We start from the raw sequence: 12,557 nt of genomic DNA, 5'->3' as shown, positions 1-12,557 counted from the left end.
TAGACAATTAGCTGAATCAGTCATAAATAGACTATTCAAAGAAAGCTCCGTGAACGGATTACGCTTCTTTACTCCGCAACTGCTCCTGGATGGGCCCAGAGATATTCGGCAATATGGCTACATCAATCTAACATCGGAGTGGGAAGTATTCGAGTCTGTCCCATCTCAGTATCCTGATAGCTTCAAAGAGTTATCTCAAGAGGAAGAAGAACTCGAAATTCACAAGTTGCGTGGACAAAAAGTAGAGAAAGTTGAAATTCTTTCTCCATGGTCTCATTGGTTGTCCACTTTAAAAGCGGCAAATTTTTATACATGCACGGCAAGGGCGAACAATACGAACCATGGACTGCCGGGCTAACTAGCTATGGCAAGGATAGTGATGAATGGTTGGTAGTGGCATGTCCAGGTGGTGGTAGGTAGGATCATGTTTGAAAATCAAGTCCCTGCCCTAAGACGAAAGGTAATCAATTGATTGGTTAAAGTGGCCTTTTTCGAGACCACATCGTTTCTCCATCCGTTGGGCTGCGAGAACCCCAAAAGATTTTTTACCTCGCATGATGAGTGAAAGTGTTCCAGGAGAGTAACCAAACTTCCTGCAAAAACTCGACGAGCCTCCATGGTTTTCAACTAACTCGATAAGTTTTTTCACTGCCGGATTGTCTATCCTTTTTGTATCCACTGTAGATTTTCGACCTGCTAGTGTGGTGTAGCTTTCTAAATTTTTTACTGCCTTTATATCTATGTGTTCAATATCCGTACGTTGGTATATTGTTACCAGCGCATTAAAGGGAGCTGGAGTGATACCAAGGCTGGCTAATTTTTCAGCGAGATTTGTACAATTTATATCGTATTTTTTTGCGATGGTACCAACCAAAATATATTGCTTGTGGAAATCAATAACTGACACCTTACGAATCAATAGCCGGCGTTTATTAGAATTAGGATGTATCTTGAGGATTCCACGTGCCACAAAATCAGCAATCACTGCATGGTAGGTGCCGAGTATTTTGGCCGCTTCTGCTGATGTCATTGTGTCGCTAGGTTTTCTTTTTCTTCTGACACTAGTTTTGGTTTCATTAAATTTTACCATCAGGTCAGATAGGGCATTACTTTCTGTAGAAAATATTGACATCTTACCGGTACACACGCCTCGAATGACTTCGTGTAGCGGGAACATTAGGATGCTGCTAAGTCCTTTTTGATCTTCTACCCGAATGGCTTTGGAATACAGTTCTTCAATGAGGGTGTGCCAGCTGTGTAAATCAACCATTCGAAATTTATGTCGCTTGCTATTCACACCAACGTCGCTGAATAGTCGGGATTTAATTATTTTTTTATCAATTATCTGTTGAATAATATGATCAGAGATACCTGCTGCAGTAGCTGCTACAGACTGTGGTACCCACCATGGATCATTATCTCGAAGTAGATTGATTTTTTTCTTAGTAAGCTCTTTGTTTGGGAGTGTTGCGCCCGCTGTTAGTGCACGACTGACCAACATATTCGAAATAAGGGGCAGGTGAGGCCAACGGTCGGATAAGTATTCTTTCTGGGTTTCGATAGCACTTGCGAGATGTGTTGGTTCATTGGCCGCTGGCCAAAGCTGAATAACATGTGTCCGCATTTCATCAATGGTTCGCAGTTGAGGACTGAATCGATAATGAGGGCGAAGAGCTTCGCTGGTGCTCAGATACCAGGCCGTCATTAAACGATCCAGAATGGTTTTGAGCTTTCGTTTGCTATCTATATTTTCAATAAGCACATGGCTGCATTCAAGCTCATGAGGATGTGCTAAGACGATTTTGGCGAATGCTTGGCAGTTGCCACAATATGGAAGAAGGGGCAGGCTTACAGAGTGACAGTGGCCACACCTATGGCAAGAGTCCACTATCTCGCATTTGTGGTTAGGACATGCTGTAACGAAAGGTAATAGCCAAGCCTTTTGATGGGAAATTCCTTGTTTTATACAAAGCGGGCAATAGCGCCAGCGACGGATACTAATGTACTCATCGTATCGGCCTCCGGGACATGGTGAGCCAAGCTGCAACGCCGCTTGTTTAATCTGGTAAGAGGTATGTTCAGTAAATATTGCTAACTGGTCAATATCCAGTTTGCCCATAGCTAAGTAGCGCATGTAATTAATATCTATGCCAGCTGAGGATGCTGAAACTCCAAACCATTTTGAAAGGGAACTGAGGCCGCCATAGTGATTACTGATGACGGCCCTGGAGAATAATCCAGGGAGTGATTCACCGGGCTGCAGCTTACAGGGAATGGGTAAGCGCGTTTTCATGTAGATAAGATGCCATCCAAGGATCGTTTCGTTGGTGCAAGCTTGCGAGTTGTATGCGCTTCTCGGTTGAAGCTCGCTATCGTTTCCAGATCTATATCAAAGGCATTTGGCAGCCCATCACGTTTGTCAATCTGCTTTTGGGCTGCTTGTCGTAGATGTTCGATTGTGATGGTAGTGGTGCCCTCCTTACAGGCCATTGTCACTGCTGTAGTTAGGATCAGCACTAATGGGCGCATAGCCCCTTTACTGGCCGCATAGCAGCGATCTTCCAATTCGGGGCAATTCAATATCATCCCATATTGTTCAATGGTTTCGATATATTTTCGTATGATGCCACGCCATGCTGGACGATCTTTTGGGTAGATTAAGACGTCTAGAAAATATGTCGCTTGAAACCGACTGCGAATCTGTTGATCTGCTGCCCAGAGCTGCATGATGTCGTCCATACCGACGAGCATGAGGGAGACTCCTGTTTCGTCTAGAATCTTGAATGCATTTAGAACGTTGTCGATCAGAGTCTTAGAAGGTTTTCCCCCTGGAATTAAATGCTGAGTTTCATCAATAATGATTAACCGGCATCTACGCGCACGAATTGTATCTTTTAATCGTATGGATAACGCCTGCGCTGTACCATAGTTCGAACGAGGGTCACCAAATCCGAGAAGTAAGCTAGAAATTACCCCTTTGATGGTTGCCCCAGAAACGAGTTGAGTTCGAATTACTGAATCTGGTCCGTAATTCTTCAGTCCGTACTCCATCAACGCGTAGGTTAATGTGGTCTTCCCAACTCCTGAGCTACCGTGAACCATAATACCGCTACCAGGCATACCGAGGTCTGGTAATTTAAATAGCTCTTTTCCACGTTCGAAGGCCGCTTTGAAGTTCCCATGGGGGATTCGGCGAGCAAAGATAGCTTTGTTTAACTTCTCTATATCGATTTTAATTTTTCTCATGTTTATATCTCCAAGTCATCTGGAAAGACTTCTAGATCATCTTCTTGAGGTTTGGAGTATGTGCTTTTGGTTATAGTTGATATTGAATCAGTGCTGAGGTTTTTGTTAATGGGTATATCTTCTGGGTGAGTATTTACCTCCTGGATTGTTCTGTTTGAATCTAAAGTTTTCGGTGGGTTAGATTTATCTATATGAGGAGCTTTTGGTCTACCTTTCAGATAGCGGAGAACCTTTGAACCCAGCCTTTTATTTTTTGTTTTCTTATTTTCCACTATTTCATTGACGGCTTGATCGACTGCGAGCACTGCATCTAAGTATTTGTCGTCAGATAGTTTTTCTTTGCTACGTTGACGTTTCTCTCTGAGAACCACTCGGTGGTTATAGAGAGATCGGCCGTGGGCATATTCTTCTTTACTATGAACTGGAAAATACTCATGGGTATTTGGGTCTAATACCCAGATAAGACCTACGTCTGAAGCGCTCCACTTGAATTTCGCAGTAGGTTTGTCGGCTTTATTCTTAGCGGTTAATTTGTTGCGAAGGCGTGAAAGCCACTCATTGTTGAAAACCAAGGAATTGAAATGGATACCATTGGGGTGGACGACTCGTTCTTGCCCAGATTTAGATAGACACATCTCGATATAATCGGATGAAAGGCCAGCACCGGGTACGCCATACTTTTGTACGGAATCAAGCCAAAGTTCCTCTGGCGTATTGCCATCCTTATTTGGTGTTCGATGTAATACTGTAGTGACCCATTGGAGAAAAATTTTTTTGAGATCTTCAAAATTTAGGTGAGGGTAATCAATTCCATGCTTCTCAGGTTCATATTTGAAGACTTGGCCTGTAAGCTTGGCTAGCAGTGATCGATTAATTTCACCAAATTTACGTTCTACCTGAGCTTTGAAGTAAGGTTTGCGTGGCGGCGTGAAGGTAAGTGTTATTCCGAGTTCGGCTGCTGCCATCTCCAGGTCTCTACCGTGGAATTCTTTACCGTTATCGAGTGTCAGTTCGGAAGGGATCCCATGCATTGGCCATTGCCAGGCCGGATCGCCACCCATAGCCACCAAATCCTTAGGCATGACAGCCGTACACAGCGCTTGCATGACGCTCTCAGCGGAGGGAGGTTCTGGAGTTAGCCAATAACCTAATACTGCTTTGCTATAGCTATCGAGTAGGAGTGTTAACCATGGCCGTGCAAGGATGTTCCCTCCAAAATCGACATACACATCGAGCTGTGTATGGTCGGCCTGCATACGCTCGAGGTGGCGATTTACTGGAGGGGTGATGCTATATTGCCGGGTTACTTTCAGTGCGTACTGGGCGTTGTAACGAGCTTTAAGTTGATCGAATAAGTCTACTCGCTTGATGTGGGTCAGTAGTGTGTTGTAGTGAGGAGTGGCAATTGCTTGTCGACCATCCATCTTCCTTGCTCGGTTTTCAATATTGATTTTAGCCTTCAGTAGTGTGTGGACGTGTTTGGCCGTCATACGACGTTTATCAAGGTAATCTTCCTCAATAGCAGCTTCTAGCAACTCTAGCTGTCTTCGTGAGAGCTTACTGTGGCTATTGCCTCTTGCATCGTGCACTAAACTTTTGGTATTAAATCCACTTTTTCTCCAGGCGCGAAACCAGCGTCTTAGAGCCGCAGCACTCATGGGTTTTATGGGGGCTTCTTGCTCCTTCATTTTACATTGCGCCACATAGGCCTGATGAGTACGACGCGCAAAGTCATTGAGAGCGAAATCTGATAGTTTTCCACCTTTATCGCGGTAGTCTATTAGCCTCTGCATGTAGAAATGCCTCATCATCACTTTCTCACGCTCTTTGGTTTCGAGTGCTGTGAGGTCAAAGTGACTATCAGGCAAGGGTTCACCGTGATATTCGACATCCTCAAGTATCTTGAGGTGATTATTTTGGATCTGGTCGAATAGAGATTCTGGCTTAAGGTAAAGATTGCCTCGTCCCTGATGAGGTGCAAAGAGGTAGCTTCCACCAGGCCCGCGGCCTACACATGTATATCTGCGGTTCTTAATTTCAACTACTGCCTCTTTTTCAATGTGTAGTCCGGGCATATCTACCCCCCGACTTTAATGTCAGTACAGACATGCTGCTCTCTCAAAGGTTGGTTCCAATCAATATTGAGATGACCGTCAAGAGCTAGGCAAGCGAGCACGCTGCGTACTTGGGGATAGGGTGCGGTTAGTTTGAATAGATCTCCAAATGTCATTTGACCCAGACTACAAATCCATCGCCAAATCGTAGAAGTTAGCAATGTCGGAGCTTTGCCATGTGATAGGCTTAATAGCCACTGAGCGTTTAAAAGCCTTTGTCCTCTTATATTTCTCTCGGTTAGTAAAATGTAATCCATACCTTGTTGCTCTGCGAAGAACTCCAATGCTTCACAACGTTGGCGAAAAAGAGGATTGCGAGTGTTCTTTTCATACTTGATGTCTACAAGGATTTTTTTAGTCAGCAAAGTGATTTCAAAATCTGGATAAACGGTGCGACTCTTTCCAGCATAGAGCAAGCGAACTGCATATGGCTGAGAGCGGTAGGACTGAATTTTGTGGTAGCTCTCAAAGGTGGTACATGCTTGCTTTTCCAAAGTAGATTCAAATGGAATCATTGCCTGGTTTAAGCGACTAGCAAATAATCCCACGTGGTGATTACGATCTCCTTTTCGGATAACTTTGCGAGCTGTCGCTTGCCGTAGATATGTGACAGGTATTAACTGACAAAGCTCTGGCCTTTGCGTGAGGAGTTGCTCAACAGCCTCCTTGAGTGCTGCCATGCTTCTATCTCTGCTGGACGTGGGCGAGAGGGAATTTACTGGCTCTCTTATTTGATCTAATGTTTGTTGGCTGTCGGACATTTCGTATTTCCTTTCTAATAAGCCGCCCCTTGGGCGAAAACAGAGTTGCTCGGATATTTTCCTGAGCCCAAATCTTTTGGAGATGCAGTTATTTGCGGTCTCGTGGGAATGGTAATGAGGTGTCATTTACTGTCCCAGCAAACTGGGACAAAAAGTTGGAGGTATGCCAGAATTAGTAGGTTTTACAAGGACTTATGAGGAGCCATTCGAATGAATCACCAGTTAACGAAAACAGAGAAATCTCTTATGGTGAAATTTGGTGAGATTTTGCGGATGGTGCGTAAACCGGATGAGGCTGAGTATCGTAATTTAGCAGCACGTGATTATTGGCAAAAATTAACTCAGGAGTCACTTCCTCCTGGTAAGCAGAGTTCAAAACCTGAAGCTTTTCAGACATTCGAAGAATTGCTCGTCTTGCCGCAAAATTTTAGGGACTATCAGCGGCATGCAAGGCGTCTAGGGTTAAAAATGATGTCTATTCGAGAAGTTGCCAATCAGCTTGGTATTAGTAAAAACACTCTCCATGACTATGAGAAGGGTAATCGATACCCCCCGGCAGAGTTTCTATTCGAGTATTGCTCGCTATTAGAGCTAAGTCCGGAGTTCTTGATGAACTATTGGATCAGGTGCCATCCAAATTCCAAGGTTCGAGAGAATAAAAGGTTGCTAAGAGTTCAAGGGTATTTCGGGGGTATGTCCGAAGATATCAACTCTCCTGAAAGAAGAGCTGCGATTGATTTCTTTAGTGGGGCTATTCGGTATGCAATATATCTGACAAATGCTAATTTCATTTTAGGAGAAAAAGCGAATGAGGTTGCCTACTGTTCAGCATTAGTTGTCGAAAGAACTTTTTCTAAAGGGTTAGCTTTAGATCCTAAATCGATTAAGACTGATAAGGCTTATTACGAGGAACAACTAAAGCATTTTGAAGAGGATTATAGGGACGATGATCTCTAATGTAGATTAGTTTAGATCAAATCTATCACTTCCAATTAGGTATAAAAAAAGCGGGCATTATGCCCGCTTCAATACATCACTTCCTGTGAGTGACTCTTTTTGTAGTAATTCCATTTCTACAGCCTGTGGTGCGAGGTTTCGTTAGAACGAAACCTCGCAATTAGTATTTATAAACCTTTTTTATATATTTCTAAACGCTTAACCTGGCAAATAAGAAATATTCTCAAAGTCACCAGATGCTGTGATTTGAGTCACTTAATGCTGTGACTCACAAGCGCTTACCACTGCAGTGCGCCGCCGGTTTGGTATTCGATAACGCGGGTTTCAAAGAAGTTTTTCTCTTTGCGCAGGTCCATAATTTCAGACATCCACGGGAATGGGTTCTGAGCGCCAGGGAACTGCTCTTTCAGGCCCAGCTGGCTAAGGCGGCGGTTGGCGATAAACTGGAGGTACTCCTCCATCATATTCGCATTCATGCCGAGTACGCCGCGGGGCATAGTGTCGCGGGCATAAGCTACTTCAAGCTCCATACCCTCGAGAATCATCTGGGTCACTTCCTGCTGGAATTCCGCTGTCCACAAGTGTGGATTTTCCAGCTTAATCTGGTTGATGACGTCAATGCCGAAGTTCAGGTGCATAGACTCGTCGCGCAGGATGTACTGGAACTGCTCGGCAACACCGGTCATTTTGTTGCGGCGACCCATGGACAGGATTTGGCTGAAGCCACAGTAGAAGAAGATACCTTCAGTGACAGCGTAGAAGGCGATCAGGTTGCGCAGCAGCTCCTGGTCGGATTCAACGGTGCCGGTTTTGAAGTTGGGATCACCGATGGCCTGGGTGTGGGATAGGCTCCAGGCCGCTTTTTTGGCAACCGCAGGCACTTCGCGGTACATATTGAAGACTTCACCTTCGTCCATACCCAGGGATTCTACACAGTACTGGTAGGCGTGGGTGTGAATGGCTTCTTCAAAAGACTGGCGCAGCAGGTACTGGCGGCACTCAGGGTTGGTGATATGGCGGTAGATCGCCAATACCAGGTTGTTAGCAACCAGGGAGTCTGCGGTGGAGAAATAGCCCAGGGAGTATTCCACGATGCGACGCTCGTCCTCGGTCAGACCGTTGGGGTCTTTCCACATGGACACGTCTTTGTTCATGTTGATTTCCTGGGGCATCCAGTGGTTGGCGCAGCCGTCCAGGTATTTTTGCCATGCCCAGTCGTATTTAAAGGGAACCAACTGGTTGAGGTCAGCGCGGCAATTAATAATGCGTTTTTCATCTACCTGGATACGGGCCGCACCCATTTCCAGTTCTTCCAGGCCGGGAGCCGGGTCCATATTAGCAACTGCGGCACGGGCGGCATCAACGGCAGTGGAGCCGCTTTGGGCCGCAGGCGACGCCGGAGCGGCTGTGTAGGAAGCGCTGGGCTCCTGCACGGATTTTGCCTGGGCCTCCGGCGTCGGTCGCGGTTCGGTTGCTTTTTCAGGTTGTTGGGGCTTGGTGTCGATGTCGTCCCAGCTCAGCATAGTTGGCCCTTTTGATCGGTCTCACTATCGAAAGTTCGATAAAAAATTCTTAAATCTTCCTGGTGTATTACTCACAAATTGTGAGCAACCAGGGATGACATACCGGTGATATTTTTTACCGGTAATAATTCATTACAGGCTCGTATTTTTAACTCGCCTGGGCACAGAAAATCCTGTGCCAGATCAATTTTTGCTGCGCTTTTGTGCATTTATTTGCACTGAATTTTCGCTGGCAATTGCACTGGGTTTTCTCGGGAAAATAAGCCGCAGCCGATCCCCGGTCCCTATGGTATTACCCACTATTAAAATAATGGGTGGACCGGGGTCGCTGCGCATGGTCATGCCCGCACTTGCGGTTACGACGCTCTCCCCCGAGAGTCAGTGCAGCCCCTATAAAAAAGGGGCTTAAATTTTACTGGCAGGCCTCGCAATCCGGGTCGTCCAGTGAGCAGGCCTGAGGCACTGCGGCCGGTGCAGGTGCAGCTTGCTCAGCAGGTGCTGCCGCAGCCACTCCGTTGCTACCGCCATGTGCACTTACCGCGTTCAGGGTGCCGCTATTTACCGTAGATTTCTCTGTGGTGGTGGCAGCCAGTGCGCGCAGGTAGTAAGTGGTTTTCAGGCCACGGAACCAAGCCATGCGATAGGTCAGGTCCAGCTTCTTGCCGTCGGCGCCGGCAATATACAGGTTCAGGGACTGGGCCTGGTCGATCCACTTCTGGCGACGGCTGGCAGCGTCCACGATCCAGCGCGGCTCCACTTCAAACGCGGTGCGGTATTTCGCTTTCAGGTCTTCCGGTACGCGATCGATTTTCTGTACAGAACCCTCGTAGTATTTCAGGTCGTTAACCATGACCTGATCCCACAGGCCGCGATCTTTCAGATCGTGTACCAGGTAGGGGTTTACTACGGTGAATTCGCCGGACAGGTTCGATTTCACATACAGGTTTTGGTAGGTCGGTTCGATCGACTGGGAAACCCCGGTGATATTGGCAATGGTCGCAGTAGGAGCGATCGCCATTACGTTGGAGTTGCGCATACCTTGGGCTTTTACTTTCTCGCGCAGGCCGTCCCAGTCCAGAGTGGAGCTGGTGTCCTGTTCGATAAACTGCTGGCCGCGCTGTTCAGCCAGGATCTGGATGGAATCCAGTGGCAGAACACCTTTGCTCCACAGGGAGCCTTCGTAGGTCTGGTACTTGCCGCGCTCGGCAGCCAGGTCGCTGGAAGCGGAGATGGCTTCGAAGCTGATCGCTTCCATGGTGTTGTCGGCAAAGGCGACGGCTTCGTCGCTGGCGTAGGCGATGCCGGCTTTGTACAGCGCGTCCTGGAAGCCCATCAGGCCCATGCCCACAGGGCGGTGACGCATGTTGGACTGACGTGCACTTTCAACTGCGTAGTAGTTGATATCGATAACGTTATCGAGCATACGCACCGCAGTTTTTACGGTATTGGCCAGCTTGGTGCGGTCGAGTTCACCGTTCTCACCAATGTGTTGAGCCAGGTTCACGGAGCCCAGGTTACACACGGCGATTTCGTCGTCGGCCTTGGTGTTGAGAGTGATCTCGGTGCACAGGTTGGAGCTGTGAACCACACCGGTGTGTTGCTGCGGGCTGCGCAGGTTGCAGCTGTCTTTAAAGGTGATCCAGGGGTGGCCGGTTTCGAACAGCATGCCCAGCATCTTGCGCCACAGGTCTAGTGCGCGGATCTTCTTGAACAGACGCAGCTTGCCTTCGGCAGCCAGTTGCTCGTAGTGGTTGTAGCGCTCTTCGAATGCGGTGCCGAACAGGTCGTGCAAGTCCGGGCAATCGGCCGGGGAGAACAGGGTCCACTCTTTGTCTTCGAACACGCGCTTCATAAACAGGTCGGGGACCCAATTGGCGGTGTTCATATCATGGGTGCGTCGGCGGTCGTCACCAGTATTTTTGCGCAGCTCGAGGAATTCCTCGATATCTAGGTGCCAGGTTTCCAGGTAGGCACAGACAGCGCCTTTGCGCTTACCGCCCTGGTTGACGGCCACTGCGGTGTCATTGGCCACTTTCAGGAAGGGCACAACACCTTGGGACTTGCCGTTGGTGCCTTTGATATAGGAACCCAGGGAGCGCACCGGCGTCCAGTCATTGCCGAGACCGCCTGCCCACTTGGACAGCATGGCGTTATCGCGGATCGCGCCGTAAATGCCGTGCAGGTCGTCCGGTACCGTGGTCAAGTAGCAGGAGGACAGCTGCGGGCGCAGGGTGCCGGCGTTGAACAGGGTCGGGGTGGAACTCATGTAGTCGAAAGAGCTCAACAGGTTGTAGAACTCTACCGCGCGCTCGTTTTTGTTCTCTTCATTAATGCTGAGGCCCATGGCGACGCGCATAAAGAAGATCTGCGGCAGCTCGAAACGAATATCGTCGCTGTGCAGGAAGTAGCGGTCGTACAGAGTCTGCAGGCCCAGATAAGTGAACTGGTGATCGCGCTCGCCTTTTAGAGCTTCGCCGAGTTTTTCCAGGTCGAAGGTGGCCAGCGCAGGGTCCAGCAGGTCCAGCTCGATACCCTTTTTCACGTAAGTGGGCAGGGTAGAGGCGTACAGCTTTTCCATCTCGTGCTGGGTGGCGCGCTCGGCAACACCGAGGAAGCGCAGAGCTTCGGAGCGCAGCTTGTCCAGCAGCAGGCTGGCGGTAGCGAAGGTGTAATTGGGCTCCTGCTCAACCAAGGTGCGCGCAGTGATTACCAGCGCGGTATTGATATCGTTTTCGGAAACACCGTCGTACAGGTTTTTCAGGGCTTCGTTAAGAATTGCCGCGCTGTCGACATCTTTCAGGCCTTCACAGGCTTCTTTGACAACGGTGCGCAGGCGTTCCATATCCAGGGGTGCAAGGCTGTCATCGTCCTGCTTTACACGGATGCTGGGGTGGGCATCGACAGCTTGCTCGGCAATTTGAGCGGTTTTTTCTTTCTCTGCGCGCAGGCGGGCGTGTTCTTCACGGTAGAGTACGTAGTCGCGGGCAACCTTTTGTTCACCGGCGCGCATCAGGGCCAGCTCTACCTGGTCCTGGATCTCTTCAATGTGGATAGTGCCGCCAGAGGGCATGCGGCGTTTGAAAGTGGCACTGATCTGGCCGACCAGTTCTTCAACTTGCTCGTGGACACGGCTGGAAGCAGCGGCGGTGCCGCCTTCAACAGCGAGGAAGGCTTTAGTTACGGCGACGGCGATTTTGCTGTCGTCGTAGGGTACAACGGTGCCATTGCGCTTGATTACGCGGATCTGGCCCGGTGCAGTAGCGGCCAGAGTCGTGCCGCCAGTCGCCTGGTCGCTGGAGGTGCCTGATTTTTCCGCAGGCACGGCTTGAGAGCGCCCTGTCTCTGTGTGCATGTAAATCTCCGAAAGGTTTGTTCTGTTGTCTGTCCGCGTGCGTTCAAAAGAACGGCGGCCACATGACTGTGTGGCATGGCGGAGCGTGTCCTTCGCTTTGCCAGTGTTTATCCACAGCTGTGGACACTGGAAACAGGCGGCTTGTCACCGGCTATCTGAAAAGGTTTGCCAGCTGCTGCCTGTGGCGGAAATTCCATTCCGCCCGCTTACCTCTGATTCTGCTTTGAAAAAAGCAGCGCCTGACGCCCACCGCCAAAAAGTGTGGTGGTGCGCCGGAATTTGCCCCACATAATGGGGGTGCTCTTGAGCCTCTACCCCAATATATAGGGGGTCGGCCTCGAGTGCGCTACAAGATAATGCGGTAGGCGGGTCAGTTCAAGGCGAATAACTATGTAGTTGTTTGTGGATAAATTGTGGGTAGAGGTGCTGAGTCAGTAGCCACTTTCGCGGCAGAGCCCGCCAGCCCTGGGCTGCAAAGGAGTGGGTGCCGGGAAAGAACGCTGGGTACAGTGTCTTACAATTTTTTTTAATAGCTAGAGCGCTGTAAATTAACAACGGCAATAACCATTTGCAAATGGCTGCTCTTTGAGCAAAGTGGTACTCA

At 48.7% G+C, this 12,557-nt stretch carries 9 protein-coding genes; 2 read left to right on the top strand and 7 right to left on the bottom strand.

Annotated elements, in window-relative coordinates:
- The first annotated feature begins 49 nt into the window (after window positions 1–49).
- Entirely contained in the window at window positions 50–358 is a 309-nt protein-coding gene (locus ACJJII_RS00430) for a hypothetical protein (protein ID WP_444917927.1), read from the top strand.
- A 90-nt stretch (window positions 359–448) separates the two neighbouring features.
- Here ACJJII_RS00430 and ACJJII_RS00425 read toward each other — a convergent pair whose 3' ends face one another.
- From ACJJII_RS00425 to ACJJII_RS00410, 4 genes are read right to left on the bottom strand one after another with little or no spacing between them, the layout of a single operon-like run.
- Window positions 449–2,293, bottom strand: a complete 1,845-nt coding sequence (locus tag ACJJII_RS00425; RefSeq protein ID WP_444917926.1) for a TniQ family protein — start codon at window positions 2,291–2,293, stop codon at window positions 449–451.
- Window positions 2,290–3,246 carry an AAA family ATPase gene (locus tag ACJJII_RS00420; RefSeq protein ID WP_444917925.1) on the bottom strand — a complete coding sequence of 319 codons (957 nt, stop codon included), beginning with the start codon at window positions 3,244–3,246 and terminating at the stop codon, window positions 2,290–2,292. Before ACJJII_RS00420 ends, ACJJII_RS00425 begins: the two co-directional genes overlap by 4 nt.
- Before the next feature lie 2 nt (window positions 3,247–3,248).
- Window positions 3,249–5,321, bottom strand: coding sequence for a TnsB C-terminal domain-containing protein (locus ACJJII_RS00415; RefSeq protein ID WP_444917924.1), 2,073 nt, complete (start codon window positions 5,319–5,321; stop codon window positions 3,249–3,251).
- A gap of 2 nt (window positions 5,322–5,323) precedes the next feature.
- Entirely contained in the window at window positions 5,324–6,121 is a 798-nt protein-coding gene (locus ACJJII_RS00410) for a TnsA endonuclease N-terminal domain-containing protein (protein ID WP_444917923.1), read from the bottom strand.
- 210 nt (window positions 6,122–6,331) lie between these two features.
- On the opposite strand from ACJJII_RS00410, the gene ACJJII_RS00405 reads away from it, so the two are divergent.
- Window positions 6,332–7,078: a helix-turn-helix domain-containing protein gene (locus ACJJII_RS00405; RefSeq protein ID WP_444917922.1), complete on the top strand. Its 747-nt coding sequence runs from the start codon at window positions 6,332–6,334 to the stop codon at window positions 7,076–7,078.
- Between the two features lie 278 nt (window positions 7,079–7,356).
- On the opposite strand, the gene ACJJII_RS00400 is transcribed toward ACJJII_RS00405, so the two are convergent.
- From ACJJII_RS00400 to ACJJII_RS00390, 3 genes are all read right to left on the bottom strand, one after another.
- A complete protein-coding gene (locus ACJJII_RS00400) occupies window positions 7,357–8,601 on the bottom strand; it encodes a ribonucleotide-diphosphate reductase subunit beta (RefSeq protein WP_108734126.1) in 1,245 nt (414 codons plus the stop codon).
- Window positions 8,602–8,672: 71 nt separating this feature from the next.
- Window positions 8,673–8,810, bottom strand: a complete 138-nt coding sequence (locus ACJJII_RS00395) for a hypothetical protein (protein ID WP_444917921.1) — start codon at window positions 8,808–8,810, stop codon at window positions 8,673–8,675.
- A gap of 203 nt (window positions 8,811–9,013) precedes the next feature.
- Window positions 9,014–11,953, bottom strand: a complete 2,940-nt coding sequence (locus ACJJII_RS00390) for a ribonucleoside-diphosphate reductase subunit alpha (RefSeq protein WP_444917920.1) — start codon at window positions 11,951–11,953, stop codon at window positions 9,014–9,016.
- Window positions 11,954–12,557: the final 604 nt, after the last annotated feature.

The organism is Microbulbifer maximicatervae (SeqCode), from assembly GCF_052467825.1.
This window is presented reverse-complemented; position numbering and strand designations above follow the sequence as displayed.

What these genes read in the sequence shown, in the direction of transcription:
- ACJJII_RS00425 (WP_444917926.1), bottom strand. Translation starts at nt 2,293, where the DNA reads ATGAAAACGCGCTTACCCATTCCCTGTAAGCTGCAGCCCGGTGAATCA.
- ACJJII_RS00420 (WP_444917925.1), bottom strand. Translation starts at nt 3,246, where the DNA reads ATGAGAAAAATTAAAATCGATATAGAGAAGTTAAACAAAGCTATCTTT.
- ACJJII_RS00415 (WP_444917924.1), bottom strand. Translation starts at nt 5,321, where the DNA reads ATGCCCGGACTACACATTGAAAAAGAGGCAGTAGTTGAAATTAAGAAC.
- ACJJII_RS00410 (WP_444917923.1), bottom strand. Translation starts at nt 6,121, where the DNA reads ATGTCCGACAGCCAACAAACATTAGATCAAATAAGAGAGCCAGTAAAT.
- ACJJII_RS00405 (WP_444917922.1), top strand. Translation starts at nt 6,332, where the DNA reads ATGAATCACCAGTTAACGAAAACAGAGAAATCTCTTATGGTGAAATTT.
- ACJJII_RS00400 (WP_108734126.1), bottom strand. Translation starts at nt 8,601, where the DNA reads ATGCTGAGCTGGGACGACATCGACACCAAGCCCCAACAACCTGAAAAA.
- ACJJII_RS00395 (WP_444917921.1), bottom strand. Translation starts at nt 8,810, where the DNA reads ATGCACAAAAGCGCAGCAAAAATTGATCTGGCACAGGATTTTCTGTGC.
- ACJJII_RS00390 (WP_444917920.1), bottom strand. Translation starts at nt 11,953, where the DNA reads ATGCACACAGAGACAGGGCGCTCTCAAGCCGTGCCTGCGGAAAAATCA.